Source organism: Microbacterium sp. NPDC090014, from assembly GCF_044748285.1.
Classification (GTDB): domain Bacteria; phylum Actinomycetota; class Actinomycetes; order Actinomycetales; family Microbacteriaceae; genus Microbacterium.
Window position 1 is genome coordinate 879,839 of record NZ_JBIVFS010000001.1, and the last position, 15,143, is coordinate 894,981.

Below are 15,143 nucleotides of genomic sequence, written 5' to 3' on the forward strand. Positions count from 1 at the left end.
CGGCATATGGCGATCCTCACGCTTTGCCTACGGGGCCGTGCGGGATGCATGCGACTTGCTCACATCTCGGTGTCGATCCGACTTTCTCGCGACGCGTTGTCGCATCCGTCGTTCGTCGTTCGTGGTTCGGGTAGGAGGTCCCCGATCGGGGGGCCTCAGACGCGAGAGACGCGAGAGGTGCGGTGGTGACTGTGTACAACGACCCGATGGTGGCGAACCTCGTCTACCGGCTCGAGGCTGAGCACGCCGAGGAGCAGATCGTGCGACGTCGGACGGCGCTCGAGCATCCTGGTCTGATCCGGCGCCCTTCCCTCCGTGTGCGCGCTCGCCGCCTCTGGGCGCGCATCTCTTCCGGCGGAAGCGGGGAACCGGGATGATCGTCCTGACGGCAGGATCGGAGCGCGACCTGCTCGATCGAGCGGACGGAGAGACCACAGGTGACGCGGCGCCGGAATCGAATCGAGGGTTCTCGGTGAACACCGACGTCGCAGAGCACGTCGCGCAGGTCTATCGCGACGAGTGGGCGCGCATCGTGGGAGGTCTCACCCGACGATGCGGTGATCTCGACCTCGCCGAGGAGATGGCTGCTGAGGCGTTCGCGTCGGCCGCTGAGCGGTGGCCGAACGAGGGCGTGCCGCCCAATCCCGCTGGCTGGATCACCACCACGGCCTACCGCAAGGCCATCGATCGGCTCCGCCGGGAGTCGTTCCGCGATGCCAAGCATCGGGAGGCTCTCATGCTGCACGATCCCGAACCGCCGGAGCCGACGGGCGTCATCGATGACGATCGCCTCCGTCTGCTCTTCACCTGCTGCCATCCGGCGCTGTCACTCGAAGCGCGCGTCGCCCTGACCCTGCGGATCGTGGGCGGGCTCACCGTCGAGGAGATCGCCCGGGCCTTCCTCATCCAGGAATCTGCGGTGCGGCAGCGCATCACCCGAGCCAAGGCGAAGATCAAGACCGACCGGATCCCGTATCGGATGCCGGCTGCCGACGACCTCCGCATCCGGATCGACGGAGTGCTCGCAGTGCTCTATCTGATCTTCAACGAAGGGTATTTCGCGTCCGGGGCCGGAGTGCCCGCACTGCGTCGCGAGCTGACGGGCGAGGCGATCCGGCTCGCCGGACTGCTCCGCGAGCTGCTCCCCGCCGACGAGGAGGTCACGGGTCTGCTGGCGTTGATGCTGCTCAGCGAGGCGCGCGCCGCGGCACGCGTCACCGACGGCGGCGAGCTGGTGCGCCTGGACGAACAGGACCGTGGCGCGTGGGACCACGAGCTCATCGGTCGAGGCCTCGCACTGCTCGACGAGCCACCCACCGCGGCCCCCGGTCGTCACCGACTGCTGGCCGAGATCAACGCGGTGCATGTGCGGGCGACGGATGCCGAGCACACCGATTGGGCGCGCATCGTCGGACTCTACGAGCAGCTCGAGCGGATCGATTCCAGCCCGGTCGTGACCCTCAGCAGGGCGGTCGCCGTCGCAGAGCGGGACTCGCCCGAACGAGCACTGCTGATCGTGGAGACGCTGCGCGATGCGCTGGATCAGTTCCATGCCTTCCACGTGACGCGCGCAGAGCTGCTGCGCGCTGCGGACCGGCCGGACGATGCTCGGGCTGCCTACGAGCGCGCGATCGCCCTCGCCGACAACACCGCGGAGATCATCCACCTGACCCGACGCCGCGACGAGCTCGCGGCGCCCCTCGCACCCGGGGAGCCCGGGCGCACGACGAATGGAGAGAGCAGATGAGCAACAAGTACCTCGTGATCCACATGACCGACCCGACCGGCGGCACGATGCCGCAGGGAGAGGATCAGCGCCTTCTCGAAGACTGGGCGGATGAGGGCAGGGCGGCCGGCAGCCTGGGCGAGGGCGCACCCGTCGCGGGGGCGGACCAAGCCAAGTCGGTGGCGGTGCGAGACGGCAAGGTGCTCGTCACCGACGGCCCGTTCCCGGAGTTCAAGGAATGGTTCGCCGGCTACGACATCGTCACCGCCGAGTCGATCGACGAGGCGGCGAGCTTCATGGCGAAGCATCCGACCGCCGTGATGGGGCGGGTCTACATCCTGCCGGTGGTCAAGCTCCCCTGGGACGAGGACTGAGGACCACACCCCTCCCGGATCTACACTCAGCGAGTGAGTGCGACGCGACGGCGGCTGGGAGCGGGGACGATCATCGTCCTGGCGCTCATCGCCGTCGCACTCGTCTGCATCGTCACGGGCGTCTTGCCACCCGCGGATGCCGGGGCGCTCGGTGCACGCATCGCGCCCGTGCTCGGGTTCGTCATCGCGATCACCATCGTCGCCGAGCTGGCGCGGGATGCTGCGGTGTTCGACGTCGTCGCGCAGCGCCTCGCGCGCTGGGGGCAGGGGCGCGTCATCCTGCTCTGGTTGTCCGTCGTGGTACTCGCCGTTATCAGCACGGTGTTCCTGTCGCTCGACACCACGGCGGTGATCGTGACGCCGGTCGTGGTCGTGCTCGCGCAGAGCGTCGGCATCCCCCCGCTGCCGTTCGCCCTCGTCACCGTGTGGCTGGCGAACACGGCATCCCTCGCACTGCCCGTCTCGAACCTCACCAACCTGCTCGCGGCGCGGTCGATCGGCGACGACCCGCTCGCGTTCCTCGCGCTGAGCTGGGCGCCGACCCTCGTCGGGGTGCTCGTGCCCGTCGTGGTCCTCACGCTGCGACACCGACGGACGCTCTTCGGTGCCTATCGGGCGCCGACAGGCGGTGACCCTTCCGACCGAGTGCTCTTCTGGGCGGCGTCCGGCATCCTGCTGCTCCTGATGCCGCTGCTCGCAGTGACCCATGACGTGTGGATCCCCGCGACGGTCGCAGCGCTCGTGCTCATCGTCGTGTTCGGCATCCGGCGTCGCCATGTGCTGCGACTCTCGCTCGTGCCATGGCAAGCGATCGGCCTGGCGGCGGCCCTGTTCGTCGTGGTCGAGACCGCGCACGCGAACGGCATCCTCGACTTCCTGTCGGTTCTCGCGACCAGTGGCCACGCGCCCGCAGAACTGCTGCGTCTCTCTGCGGCGGGCGCGCTCGCCGCGAACGGGGTCAACAACCTGCCCGCCTACCTGATCCTCGAACCCACAGCCGGCGATCCGGTCGCGCTCATGGCGCTGCTGATCGGCGTGAACCTCGGCCCGCTGATCACCCCGTGGGCATCGCTCGCCACGCTGCTCTGGCACCACAGAGTGGTGTCGCTGGGCGTCGAGATCCGCTGGGGCAGCCTGATGCTCTGGGGAGCGATCGTCGCCGTGCCGACGGTGCTGGTCGCCACGCTCGTGCTCGCCTTCGTCGCAGGTTGAGACCGGCATCCCGATCCCGGCCGCAGGGGAGGGAAAAGGGCAGCGACTCGCGTCACGGGATCTGGGGGAGGTCCGCGGCACGACATGGGGAGTGTGTGCCGGGTGAGGGTCGCTGCCCTACTCCACACGCTACGCACATGCCGTCGGATCCGGTGAAACTTCAGTGCCTGATGTATGGTGCGTCGGCATGACACCGGCATAAAGTGTGCCCGTGGGCGACATCAGCGCATCTCTGCCGATCCGGCCGCGGCAGCTGATCCGCGACCAGGTCTTCGCCACGCTCGCCGAAGAGATCATCTCTGGGCGCATGCAACCCCTCGAAGAGATTCGCGACCAGGACTTGCAGGCCGAATACGGCGTCTCCCGCACGCCCATCCGCGAGGCTCTCAACCGTCTCGCCGACCTCGGACTCATCGAGGTCAGCACCAACCGGTTCACACGCGTCGCGCCGGTCGACCTCGAGGCACAGGCGGAACGTGTCGAGACCGCCGTCGCCATGATCGGATACTGCGCCGTCAGAGCAGTGCCGACCTACACCGACGAGCAGGTCGCCTCTCTGCACGAGAGGATCGACGGACTCCTGGTGGCCGAGCTCGCGGGAACCTCGAGTCGCGAGGGGCTCAGCCTCTGGTACGCGCTGTGGGGCGAGATCGTGCTCAACGCCCACAACCAGACGATGATCGACATCCTGGACGGTCAACTGGTGCTGCACCTCACCCGAACCGTGCCCGCGCAACGCGTGCCCGACGAACTCGTCGACTACATGCGGGCGGCCCTCGATCAGCTGCGTGCCCTGCTCGATCGGCGCGACGGGGTCGGGGTACGAGACCTCATCGAACCGCTGTTCCTGAGATCGACGATCGAACCTCTCCGCGCGGCGGCGGCGCTCGCCGCGGCATCCGCCTCCGTCTCCGCCGGCTCGACGCCCGCCGTCCTCTTACCCGGGGACTGACATGCCCGACCGGCGGATCGACAGGCTGAACTCCACGCGACTGCTGGGAGGGGTCGAGCAGCCAACGCCCGTCATCACCTCCCGCGCGGATGCCGTCGTCGACTCGCTCGCGCACTCGATCGAGTCGGGCGAACTGGCGCCCGGCGATCCCTTATCGGTCACCGCCCTCGCACAGCGGCTCACCGTCGCCGCGGCGACCGTGCGATCAGCCCTCGGCACCCTTGAAGCGATGCATCTGATCGAGCACCGTCTGAACAGGGCGTCGGTCGTCGTGACGCCGACCCCCGCGTGGTTCGTCGCTGTCGCCGCTGAGTGCTCCGGCCTGTCGATCGCGGCGGCCGACCTCGGCATCGCGGAGGCGACCGAGGCGCAGATCGCCGATCTCGCCGAGCGGGCAGCGACCGTCCGCGAACTCTGGGCGTCGGACGAGAGCGATCAGGTCATCGGAGCGGAGGGGCTGTGGGAACTGCTCGACCTGCTCGCGGTGTTCTCGCGCAACCGACACCTCAGCGCCCTGCACGCGTCGAAGCGCACGGCGCTGGTGCTCGGCATCCGCTCGCTCAGCCGGCCCCGCAACCCCGCCATGCTCCGATCGGTCGTCGACGCGCTCGTCGCCGCAGCGCGCGATCGCGACCGCCTCGAAGCGACGGATCTGGTGAGAGACCTCTACACGTTCGTGGTCGACGGGGTCACAGAACTCTGACGCGTCGGTGTCCACTCCTCCGCGAGGATGCCATAGTTGAGCCCGTCGAGCCACTCGCCGGACCGGTGCAGAGCGGTCTTGCGGCTGAACTCCTCCCGGCGCATGCCGAGCCGCTCCATCAGACGCCACGAGGGCTCGTTGTCGGCGAAGCATCCGGCGTGCACCCGGCGCAGCCCCAGCGGACCGAAGCAGACGTCGATCACGGCGCGGATGGCCTCGGTCGCATAGCCGCGACCGGTGTGCGCGGGGTCGAGCACCCAGCCGAGCTCGGCCTCGACGCCCCTCGCCTGATCAGCGACCTCGAGCTGCGCCCAGCCGTCACCGATCCTGATCATGATGTCGCCGATCGGCGTGGGCCCGTCGTTCTCCGTGATCAGCTCGACGAGGTACATCGACGTGAGCCGGCCGGGGTCGAGATACCGCTCGCGGAACTCCTCGAGTGTGGCCGGCGCGAGTCCGAGCCACCGGTTCACCTCCGGCCGTCGACGCCACTCCCACATGGCGTCGACGTCGAGTGCCGTCATCGGCCGGATCTGCAGCCGCTCGGTGCGGACGGGCCAGACGTCGGTGTGCGGCGAATCGGTCATCGCCCCAGCCTATTGAGGGGCCTGGCCGGACACTCGACGCATCTCGGCCGCGAGTGCCGCGTTCGTCACGTCGAACCGCCCGGTGATGGTGTCTCGCACCTCGGGAGACTTGTTCTGGCTCAGCTTGGCGCGCGCGTCGAACCGGTCGACACGCATCCTCAGCCCGACGGTTCCCTTCGCCGCTCGCCGGGTGCCGGCCTCATCCTCCGACAGGCTGCGCCCGTGCGGCATTCCCTTCTCGAAGTGGTCGGTGAGCTGCGCGAGCATGGCGTAGTTCTCCTCCTCGGTGAGGATCTCGGGAGTGCCGTAGAGGTGGGCAGTGACGTGGTTCCAGGTCGGCACCAGGTCTCCCGGCGCGTAGAGGCTGGGCGACACGTAGTCGTGGGGGCCCTGGATGATCACGAGCACCTCGTGCGCGCCCAGTTCATGCAGCTGCTCGTCGGGGCGACCGAAGTGGCTCGCGATCACGATCTCGTGTTCGTCTTCGATCAGCAGCGCGGGGTAATGCGAAGCGACCAGCCCTGTGCTCGCGGGGGACACGAAGGTCGCCCACGGGTTGCCGCGGATCAGGCGCTTCACCTCGAGCGGGTCGGTCATCAGGTAACGGGGTGTGTGGCGCATCAGAACTCCTCGTTCAGGGGGCGGGTGGTGGGTCGGGGATGGATCAGTCGGGTGCGCACCGCGAGCGCGGCGCACACGATGACGGCCAGGCCGCCGAGCGCGGTGGGCCATCCGATCTGCTCATGAAGAAGCAGCGCGGCCCACGCGATGCTCATCACGGGTTGGACCAATTGGATCTGGCTCACCGGGGCCATGGGCCCGATCGCGAGCCCGCGGTACCAGGCGAAGAATCCGAGGAACATGCTCACCACGCCGAGGTAGGCGAGGGCGAGCCACTGCACCGGCGATGCCGTCGGCGGGTCGGCGACCGCCGAGGCCAGGGTCAGCACGAGCATCAGCGGCGCGGCGAGCACGAGCGCCCACGACACGGTCTGCCAGGCTCCGAGCTCCCGAGCCAGCAGGCCGCCCTCCGCATAGCCGACAGCCGCAGCGAGCACCGCGGCGAACAGCAGCAGATCGGCCCAGTGGAGTGCGCCGAGATCCCCGTTCTGCAGTGACGCGAAGACCACCGCCGTGATGGCGCCGAGTGCGGCGAACCACCAGAACGCACGTCCCGGCCGTTCGCGCGTGCGGAGCACGACGATGACGGCCGTCGCTGCGGGGAGCAGGCCGATCACCACGGCGCCGTGGCTCGCCGGTGCGGCGGTCATGGCGAACGACGTCAAGAGGGGGAACCCGGCGACGACACCACCGGCCACGATCGCGAGTCGCCACCATTGCACCCTGGTCGGCGGATGCTGACGTGTGGCCGCCAGTGCGATGGCGGCGAGTGCTGCAGCGACGACCGCGCGGCCTGATCCGATGAACAGCGGCGAGAGGCCGCCGACCGCGATGCGGGTGAAGGGGAGGGTGAACGAGAAGGCGGCGACGCCGAGGAGGCCCCACCAGAGGCCCGCACGGGATAGCGCTGTGCGAGCAGGAGTGATAACGCTACTCTGTTCTTTCATGAGTCAGGATAGCAGTGACCGGATCGTAGGAGAACTGCGTCGGTGGATCGAGGCGGCGCCTCCGGGGTCTCGGGTTCCCTCGAATCGAGCGCTCGTCGCGCAGTACGGAGCGAGCCCTGTGACGGTGCAGAAGGCGATGGGACGCCTCGCCCGGCTGGGCCTGATCGAATCTCGACCAGGCGCGGGGACGTTCGTGCGCGCGCAGAAGACGCCGCGCCCCGCCGACTACGGCTGGCAGACATCTGCGCTCGGTGCTCCTCCCGCGCGACTCGCCGGGCTCACCTCGACGCAGCGGACTGTCGCTCCCGACGCGATCGGCATGCATTCGGGGTATCCGGCGGTCGACCTGCTTCCCGAGCGGCTGGTCCGTCAGGCGATCACCCGTGCGGCACGCACCTCGTCAGCGCTCACTCGCTCGCCCGCCGCCGGGATGCCGGAGCTGCAGGCCTGGTTCGCGGCCGAGCTCGCGGCATCCGCCCCCGCAGACGTCACACCGGCATCCGCCAGGGATGCGCTCGTGATCGCCGGAAGTCAGAGCGGGCTGAGCTCCATCTTCCGAGCCGTGGTCGGGGCCGGGCAGCCTCTGCTGATCGAATCGCCCACCTACTGGGGTGCTCTTCTCGCCGCCGAGCAGGCCGGGGTGGTGCTCGTGCCGATCCCGTCGGGGCCGGACGGGCCCGATCCGGATGCCGTCGAGCGGGCGTTCGTCGAGACCGGCGCTCGTGCGTTCTACGCGCAGCCCACATTCGCCAACCCGACGGGCGCCAGGTGGCCCGCGTCGACCGGCCTCGCCGTTCTCGAGAGCGTGCGGCGGCACGGTGCCTTCCTCATCGAAGACGACTGGGCGCACGATCTGGCCATCGACGGCGATCCGCGTCCGGTCGCGGCGATGGACGATGACGGCCATGTCGTCTATCTCCGTTCGCTGACCAAGAGCGTCTCGCCCGCACTGCGGATCGCCGCGGTGATCGTGCGGGGCCCGGCGCGCGAGCGCATCCTCGCCGACCGTGCCGCCGAGTCGATGTACGTGAGCGGGCTGCTGCAGGCTGCCGCGCTCGACGTCGTGACCCAGCCGGCGTGGAAGAGCCACCTGCGTGGCTTCCGCGACCACTTGAGGGCGCGACGCGATCTGCTGCTCGCGAGCCTCGCCGAGCACGCCCCGACCGCGACGGTCGAGACGGTGCCGGCCGGTGGCCTCAACCTCTGGGTGCGGCTTCCGGAGGGCACCGATGTCGTCGGCGTGGTCCGAGGATGCGAGACCCGCGGCCTCATCATCTCTCCCGGATCCGAATGGTTCCCCGCGGAGCCCTCCGGAGCCTATGTGCGACTCAACTACGCGAACGCCGACCCGACGCGATTCCCCGAGGCGGCGGAGATCCTCGGCGGTGTGCTCGCGGCATCCTGACCGGCGTCAGCTCTCGGGCGGACCCTCGGGGCGGTGCGCGCGGCGGCCGTTCACGACGACCGGTCTCCCTGCGCGCTCCTGCCCCGGCAGCGGGCGCGAGCGTCGGCCGTAGATCAGCTCCGACGAGTCGAGCAGCCACGGCACGAGCGTGATCGAGACCCCGTGCACGAGCATCAGCTGGTTGGCCAGGCGGCGGGAGCGGCGGTTGTGCAGGAACGTCTCCCACCAGTGCCCCACGATGTACTGCGGCAGATAGACCGTGACCACGGACGAGCCGTGCTTCTCGCGGTACTGCTTGATGAACTGCGTCACCGGCTGTGCGAACGACCGGAACGGCGACTCGACGATCACCAGCGGGATCGGCACCAGGTGGTCTGCCCAGTCCTTCTGCAGCTGCGCGGCATCGTCGGATGCGACGGCGACGTGCACCGCCAGAGTCTTGCCGTGCTTGGCGGCGATCGCATAGTCGATGGCCTTGATCACGGGCTTCTGCAGGCGGTTGACGAGCACGATCGCCAGGTCGCCGGTCGCGCCGAACTTCGTCGTGTCGTCGATCGCGATCTCATGCTCGACGTCGCGGTAGTACCGCTTCACGCCCATCATCAGGAACGCCAGCACCGGGATCGCGAAGAACACCAGGTAGGCGCCGTGCGTGAACTTCGTGATCGTCACGATCAGCAGCACCGCCACCGTCATCGCGGCGCCCACCGAGTTGATGACCAGCCCGATCTTCGCCGAGCGGCGGTCGGATGCCGAGGCGCCGTCGACGCCCGACCCGGGAGTCGTCTCGAGCGGCCCGCGCAGCACGCGGCGCCAGTGCCGGACCATGCCGATCTGCCCGAGCGAGAACGACACGAAGACGCCGATGATGTAGAGCTGGATCAGCGTGGTGAGCTTCGCCTGGAACACCACGAGCACGATGATCGCCGCGATCCCCAGCACGATCATGCCGTTCGAGAACACGAGGCGGTCGCCGCGGGTGTTCAGCGACTTGGGGGCGTAGCCGTCACGGGCGAGCACCGAGCCAAGCAGCGGGAATCCGTTGAAGGCGGTGTTGGCCGCCAGCAGCAGCACGCAGGCGGTCGCCGCCTGGATGATGAAGAACAGGATGCTGCCGCCGCCGAACGTCGCAGACGCGATCTGCGCCATCAGGCTCGGCTGCGGGTTCGAGCAGTCGAAGCCGATCAGGTCGCACGGGTTCTCGGCGTAGTGCACGCCGGTGATCAGGGCCAGGGCGGTGAGCCCGGCGAACAGGCACGCGGCGATGGAACCCATCAGCACGAGCGTGGTCTGGGCGTTGCGGACCTTCGGGGTGCGGAAGGCGGGCACGCCGTTCGACACCGCCTCGACGCCGGTGAGGGCCGAGCATCCGCTCGAGAACGCCCGCAGGATCAGAAGGATCACCGCGGCCTGGCCGAGGTCTTCGGAGTGCACGGCGAACTCGGCGCTCGAGGCGACCGGCGCATCGCCGAGGAAGGTGCGGAACAGCCCGGTCACGATCATGAAGCCGACGGAGGCGATGAACACGTAGGTCGGGATCGCGAAGACGAGCGAGGCCTCGCGCACTCCTCGCAGGTTCACCAGGATGATGAGGATCACGAATCCGACCGCCAGCTCGACGCGCAGCGGATCGAGGCCCGGCACCGCCGAGATGATGTTGTCGACGCCGGATGCCACCGACACGGCGACCGTCAGCACGTAGTCGACCAGCAGCGCGGCCGCGACGATGACGCCGGGGATCTCGCCGAGGTTCTTCGAGGCGACCTCGTAGTCGCCGCCGCCCGAGGGGTAGGCCTTGATGAGCTGCCGGTAGCTGAGCACGACGACGATCAGCAGCACGACGACCGCGACCGCGACGAGCGGCGTGAACGACAGGAACGTCAGTCCGCCGATGAGGAGGATCATCACGAGCTCCTGCGGCGCGTAGGCGACCGAGCTCAGGGCGTCCGACGCGAAGATCGGCAACGCCATCTTCTTCGGGAGCAGCTGATCGTCGACCTGTGCGCTCGTCAGCGGGTCGCCGATGAGGATGCGCTTCACGCGAGGAGGAGCGTCGAGGTTGTCCCGGGTTTCATCTGACACGTCGGGCGACATTACGCCCGCGAACGGCTTCCTCACGCGTTCCTCACGGAATCCCTACGGGTGCCCCGGTGTCCCTAACGGAATCCTCACGCGGCCGAGGCGGTCACTCGGAATGAGGGCGCGGCATGTACCACTCGGTGAACGCGGTCGCCCGGCCCTCGGCATCCAGTCGGACGATCCAGAGATTGAGATAGTCCCTTTCAGACGGGTACTGCGTGCGCCCCTCGATCGCCACGAAGTCGTCATCCTCGCGGACGATCCACCACTCGAACGACCACGTACCCGGATCGTCGAGGTCCTCGAGCCAGCCGGCGACGATGTCGGCCCGACCGACCCGCGGCTCGGCGTCGGGGCTCGTGAGGTAGATCGCGTCTTCGCTGAAGAGCGCCGCGATCTGCTGCGGGTCGTTCGATCGCCACGCCTCGACGTACGCCTCTGTCCACTTCTCGCCTGCGGTAGCCATGTCGTCCGTTGTAGACCCGGCCTCCGACATCGTCAAGACCGCGCCGGACCGAATTTCTCATCGGCGATGCACAGCCTGCGCCGATCACGAACGCGTAACGTCGGATGCATGACGTCCCTTCAGCTCACCGACGATGCGATCCAGCAGACTCGGGAGCTCCGCGATGAGTTCCAGCGCTTCCTGCGCGAGTACGAGTTCGGGATGCGGGAGGTGGAGACGAAGATCTCGATCCTGCGTGACGAGTTCACCCACCATCACGCCTACAACCCGATCGAGCACGTGAAGAGCCGGTTGAAGACTCCCGACAGCATCGTCGAGAAGATCGCCCGCAAGGGCATCGCCGAGCCGGACTTCGCGCGCATCCGCTCGGAGATCACCGACATCGCCGGCGTGCGTGTGACCTGCAGCTTCGTCGCCGACGTGTATCGCCTGTTCGACCTGCTGACTGCTCAGGACGACGTGACCGTCGTCACGGTCAAGGACTACATCGCGAACCCCAAGGACAACGGGTACAAGAGCCTGCACGCGATCATCGAGGTGCCGGTGTTCCTGTCGACCGGAGCTCTGTCAGTGCCGGTCGAGGTGCAGTTCCGCACGATCGCGATGGACTTCTGGGCCAGCCTCGAGCACAAGATCTATTACAAGTTCTCGAATCAGGTGCCCTCGCACCTCGTCGAGAGCCTGACCGACGCGGCCGAGGCCGCAGCCGAGCTCGACAGCCGCATGGAGCGCCTGCACCGCGAGGCACACGGGGTGCCGCAGCGCCAGCTCGCGCCGCCGCCCCCGCCGCACGTCGTGCAGGTCTGACACGCCGCCCGCGCGATGGGTGCGCAGGCGGTTCGTTCACAATTCAGCATGAGCGCATCGAATGGGCCGGTTCTGGGGGTGTTCTGGCCGTTCGCGCGGCTTTCGTGCTGAATCGTGCACGGCGGCGCACGCGAGGACCGCGGTGTGGTGCCCGCGCTACCGTGTTGCGCGCAGCCGCGCACCCCTGGGAACATCGGCAGGTGGTGAAAACGCAGCAGCCCCCGGTCGCCGACCTCGAGCGCACCCTCGTCGAGCTCCCCGGTCTCGACCGAGGACGCCAGCTGTGCGAGTGCGACCACGGCGACGACGAGGCCTATGCCGCCTGCGGATGCAAGGCCAAGTGGCGCGTCACGGTCGACTGCGTCTGCGGGGAGAACCACCCGCGTCGCGTCGAGATCCTGTGCTCCCGGTGCCTGCGCACTCTGCGCCAGCTGCAGGACCGCGACACCATCACCGCGCGGCATCTCTGACGCGCCGGCGCTCGCGACCATCCGTTCGCGCCTTCGCTCCGAACAACCGCTGACCACACCGTCGGCGGTGCGAAGGAGCAGATCATGGCACAGCGCAGCAAAGACCCACAGCGCAGCAAGGGCAGACGATTCATCCTCTGGGCAGCACTCTCGGGTGTGATCAGCGGTGCCGTCTTCCTGGCCACCGCAGAGCTGTTCGCGCTGATCTTCGCGCGCTCAGCGAGCCCGATCCTCGCGGTCGGCGGTTTCGTGATCGACATCGTGCCCCAGCCCTTCAAGGAATTCGCGATCGCGACCTTCGGCGAGTACGACAAGATCGCGCTGCTGGTCGGTCTCGGTCTCGCGGTGGTGATCGCGTCGGCGATCGCCGGAATCCTTCAGCTGCTCCGTCCCCCGCTCGGCGTGATCGCCCTGGTGGTCGCGGGCGCGCTCTCCACCGCGGCGATCGTGACGAGGGCGGGAGTCACGCCCCTCGCCTTCCTCCCTCCCGTGCTCGGCACCATCGCAGGGTCGATCCTGATGGTGCTCCTGATCCGCCGTCTGAAGACGTGGAGGGCCTCGGCGGTTCCCGCCGTGATGACCGACCGCAAGGGCGAGGGTCTCGCCGCGACCGGCACCGGGACGGTGGGCCAGGATGCCGCGCAGCCCCCGAAGGATCTGGGGCGTCGGCAGTTCTTCATCCTCGCCGGGATCGCGAGCGTCTCGGCGGTCGTCGTCGGCATCGCGTCGCGCACGGTGAGCATGACGGTCGCCTCCGTGGCGTCGATCCGGGAGGCGCTGAAGCTCCCGGCGCCGAAGTCGACGGTCACGGTGCCGAAGGGCGCCGAGCTCGACATCCCGGGCCTGAGCAAGCTGTTCACCCCGAACAAGGACTTCTACCGCGTCGACACCGCGCTGACCGTGCCCACGATCGACCCCAGCACCTGGCGTCTCGTGATCGACGGCATGGTCGATCAGCGCGTCGAGATGAGCTTCCAGGACATCCTCGACATGGGGCTCGACGAGTATGCGATAACCCTCACCTGCGTCTCGAACGAGGTGGGCGGCGACCTCGTCGGCAATGCGAAGTGGCTCGGCGTCCCGCTGCGCGATGTTCTCAAGAAGGCAGGGGTGAAGTCCGGAGCCGACATGGTGCTGTCGAAGAGCGTCGACGGATACACCGCGAGCACGCCGCTGTCGGCGCTGACCGACGACAACCTCGATGCGATCCTCGCGGTGGGCATGAACGGCGAGCCGCTGCCGATCGAGCACGGGTTCCCGGTGCGCATGGTCGTTCCCGGTCTCTACGGCTACGTCTCGGCGACGAAGTGGCTGACCGAGCTCAAGGTGACGACGTTCGACAAGGACGAGGCCTACTGGACCCCGCGCGGATACAGCGCCGAGGCGCCGATCAAGTTCGCCTCGCGCGTCGACACTCCCAAGGTCGGCGAGGCGGTCAAGGCCGGCCGCATCCCGATCGCGGGCGTCGCGTGGGCGCAGTCGGTCGGCATCGAGCGGGTCGAGGTGCGCATCGATGAGGGCGACTGGATGCCGGCGACGCTGTCGGCACCGATCAACGAGGACACCTGGGTGCAGTGGTTCATGGAGTGGGATGCCACGCCGGGCACGCACTACGTGGCCGTGCGAGCCATCAACAAGAACGGCGACCTGCAGATCGAAGAGCGGGCGCCGATCGCGCCGAACGGTTCGTCGGGGTGGCAGCGGTCGCTGATCCGCGTCGCCTGATGCCGGTGCGCGACCCCGGGTCTCGCCCTAGTGTGGGAGCCATGACGTCGCTCCCCGCCTGCGTGATCACTGTCTCGGATCGATCCTTCGCGGGTGAACGCGAAGACAGGGGAGGGCCGATCGCGGTCGGGCTGCTGCGGGATGCCGGGTGGCACTGCCCGGATGCCGAGGTCATCGCCGACGGCGCCACCTCGGTCGCTGATGCGCTGCGCCGAGCGGTGGCCCGCGGCGTGAGGCTGATCGTGACGACCGGGGGGACCGGCGTCAGTCCGCGCGATGAGACGCCGGAGGGCACCCGTCGGGTGATCACCCGCGAGGTGCCCGGCATCGCCGAGGAACTGCGCCGCAGCGGCCTCGCCGACACCCCGCTGTCCGTGCTCTCTCGTGGCGTGGCGGGCATCGTCGACCCGGCCGGATCGCTCGTGGTGAATCTTCCCGGGTCGCCCCGGGCCGTGGCATCCGGTGTTCCCGTCGTGCTCACCGTCGCCAGACACGTCGTCGACCAGGTCGAGGGCGGTGATCACTCGTGAACGAGGTGCGGATCGCAGCGATCTCGGAGGAGAAGCTCGACGTCGACGCGCATCTCGCTGCGGTGGACGACCCGGCCCTGGGCGGGGTCACGACCTTCATCGGGCGCGTGCGCGACAACGACCCCGATGCGACGACCCCGGTGGTCGGGCTCGAATACAGCTCGCACCCCGATGCGGAGCCGACGCTGCGACGCATCGCCGAGGAGGCGGCAGCGGATGCCGTCGGCGACGCCAGGGTCGTGGTCGCCGTGAGCCACCGCATCGGTCGCCTCGACGTCGGGGATGCGGCCGTGGTCATCGCGGTCGCGGCAGAGCATCGTGCTGAGGCCTTCGAGGTGTGCCGCGCGGTCATCGAGGACATCAAGACGTCGCTGCCGGTGTGGAAGCGCCAGGTCGAGTCGGACGGCTCGACCTCGTGGAAGGGCATCGGCGGCTGAGTCGAGTCGCGGCTGCTTCACGCGGCCATTCGCGCTTCTGACGGCCGTTTTCGGCATCCGCGTCCTTCTGACGCGCAGATCGGCCGCACGAAGCGCACGCCC

Annotated in this window: 17 protein-coding genes; 12 read left to right on the forward strand and 5 right to left on the reverse strand. The window is 68.7% G+C overall.

Annotation, left to right across the window (positions count from 1 at the left end; genetic code table 11):
• Positions 1-185 precede the first annotated feature (185 nt).
• The 6 genes from ACIPV5_RS04255 (at position 186) to ACIPV5_RS04280 (ending at position 4,967) form a co-directional block, all read left to right on the forward strand.
• Positions 186-377: a hypothetical protein gene (locus tag ACIPV5_RS04255; protein WP_150115145.1), complete on the forward strand. Its 192-nt coding sequence runs from the start codon at positions 186-188 to the stop codon at positions 375-377.
• Positions 374-1,747 carry an RNA polymerase sigma factor gene (locus ACIPV5_RS04260; protein WP_400339941.1) on the forward strand — a complete coding sequence of 458 codons (1,374 nt, stop codon included), beginning with the start codon at positions 374-376 and terminating at the stop codon, positions 1,745-1,747. The genes ACIPV5_RS04255 and ACIPV5_RS04260 overlap by 4 nt, the downstream gene beginning before the upstream one ends.
• A complete protein-coding gene (locus ACIPV5_RS04265; RefSeq protein WP_053098543.1) occupies positions 1,744-2,100 on the forward strand; it encodes a YciI family protein in 357 nt (118 codons plus the stop codon). The genes ACIPV5_RS04260 and ACIPV5_RS04265 overlap by 4 nt, the downstream gene beginning before the upstream one ends.
• A 33-nt stretch (positions 2,101-2,133) precedes the next feature.
• On the forward strand, positions 2,134-3,312 hold the full coding sequence (locus tag ACIPV5_RS04270) for an SLC13 family permease (RefSeq protein WP_400339944.1): 1,179 nt from the start codon (positions 2,134-2,136) through the stop codon (positions 3,310-3,312).
• A 211-nt stretch (positions 3,313-3,523) separates the two neighbouring features.
• On the forward strand, positions 3,524-4,264 hold the full coding sequence (locus ACIPV5_RS04275; RefSeq protein ID WP_072590588.1) for a GntR family transcriptional regulator: 741 nt from the start codon (positions 3,524-3,526) through the stop codon (positions 4,262-4,264).
• A gap of 1 nt (position 4,265) precedes the next feature.
• Entirely contained in the window at positions 4,266-4,967 is a 702-nt protein-coding gene (locus tag ACIPV5_RS04280) for a GntR family transcriptional regulator (RefSeq protein ID WP_400339948.1), read from the forward strand.
• On the opposite strand, the gene ACIPV5_RS04285 is transcribed toward ACIPV5_RS04280, so the two are convergent.
• From ACIPV5_RS04285 to ACIPV5_RS04295, 3 genes are read right to left on the reverse strand one after another with little or no spacing between them, the layout of a single operon-like run.
• A complete protein-coding gene (locus ACIPV5_RS04285; protein ID WP_400339951.1) occupies positions 4,931-5,554 on the reverse strand; it encodes a GNAT family N-acetyltransferase in 624 nt (207 codons plus the stop codon). The genes ACIPV5_RS04280 and ACIPV5_RS04285 overlap by 37 nt on opposite strands.
• A 9-nt stretch (positions 5,555-5,563) precedes the next feature.
• Positions 5,564-6,175 carry an FMN-binding negative transcriptional regulator gene (locus tag ACIPV5_RS04290; RefSeq protein WP_400339954.1) on the reverse strand — a complete coding sequence of 204 codons (612 nt, stop codon included), beginning with the start codon at positions 6,173-6,175 and terminating at the stop codon, positions 5,564-5,566.
• The gene (locus ACIPV5_RS04295) at positions 6,175-7,122 is read right to left on the reverse strand and encodes a DMT family transporter (protein WP_400339956.1); all 948 of its coding nucleotides are present in this window, start codon (positions 7,120-7,122) and stop codon (positions 6,175-6,177) included. The genes ACIPV5_RS04290 and ACIPV5_RS04295 overlap by 1 nt, the downstream gene beginning before the upstream one ends.
• Here ACIPV5_RS04295 and ACIPV5_RS04300 point away from each other — a divergent pair.
• Entirely contained in the window at positions 7,121-8,527 is a 1,407-nt protein-coding gene (locus ACIPV5_RS04300; RefSeq protein ID WP_400339958.1) for a PLP-dependent aminotransferase family protein, read from the forward strand. The two genes, ACIPV5_RS04295 and ACIPV5_RS04300, sit on opposite strands and share 2 nt — an antisense overlap.
• Positions 8,528-8,533: 6 nt before the next feature.
• Here the strand turns inward: ACIPV5_RS04300 and ACIPV5_RS04305 are convergent, their stop codons facing one another.
• On the reverse strand, positions 8,534-10,621 hold the full coding sequence (locus ACIPV5_RS04305) for an APC family permease (RefSeq protein ID WP_053098550.1): 2,088 nt from the start codon (positions 10,619-10,621) through the stop codon (positions 8,534-8,536).
• A gap of 91 nt (positions 10,622-10,712) precedes the next feature.
• Positions 10,713-11,072, reverse strand: a complete 360-nt coding sequence (locus ACIPV5_RS04310) for a nuclear transport factor 2 family protein (RefSeq protein WP_056276387.1) — start codon at positions 11,070-11,072, stop codon at positions 10,713-10,715.
• A 108-nt stretch (positions 11,073-11,180) separates the two neighbouring features.
• On the opposite strand from ACIPV5_RS04310, the gene ACIPV5_RS04315 reads away from it, so the two are divergent.
• The 5 genes from ACIPV5_RS04315 (at position 11,181) to ACIPV5_RS04335 (ending at position 15,041) form a co-directional block, all read left to right on the forward strand.
• Positions 11,181-11,879, forward strand: coding sequence for a GTP pyrophosphokinase family protein (locus ACIPV5_RS04315; protein WP_400339960.1), 699 nt, complete (start codon positions 11,181-11,183; stop codon positions 11,877-11,879).
• 200 nt (positions 11,880-12,079) lie between these two features.
• Positions 12,080-12,349, forward strand: coding sequence for a hypothetical protein (locus ACIPV5_RS04320; protein WP_400339962.1), 270 nt, complete (start codon positions 12,080-12,082; stop codon positions 12,347-12,349).
• Between the two features lie 84 nt (positions 12,350-12,433).
• Positions 12,434-14,074 (forward strand): molybdopterin-dependent oxidoreductase, encoded by a 1,641-nt coding sequence (locus ACIPV5_RS04325; protein ID WP_400339964.1) that lies wholly within the window; start codon positions 12,434-12,436, stop codon positions 14,072-14,074.
• 41 nt (positions 14,075-14,115) lie between these two features.
• Complete coding sequence (locus ACIPV5_RS04330) at positions 14,116-14,604, forward strand: MogA/MoaB family molybdenum cofactor biosynthesis protein (protein ID WP_285363782.1); 489 nt, start codon at positions 14,116-14,118, stop codon at positions 14,602-14,604.
• Positions 14,601-15,041: a molybdenum cofactor biosynthesis protein MoaE gene (locus ACIPV5_RS04335; protein WP_072590597.1), complete on the forward strand. Its 441-nt coding sequence runs from the start codon at positions 14,601-14,603 to the stop codon at positions 15,039-15,041. Before ACIPV5_RS04330 ends, ACIPV5_RS04335 begins: the two co-directional genes overlap by 4 nt.
• Positions 15,042-15,143 lie beyond the last annotated feature (102 nt).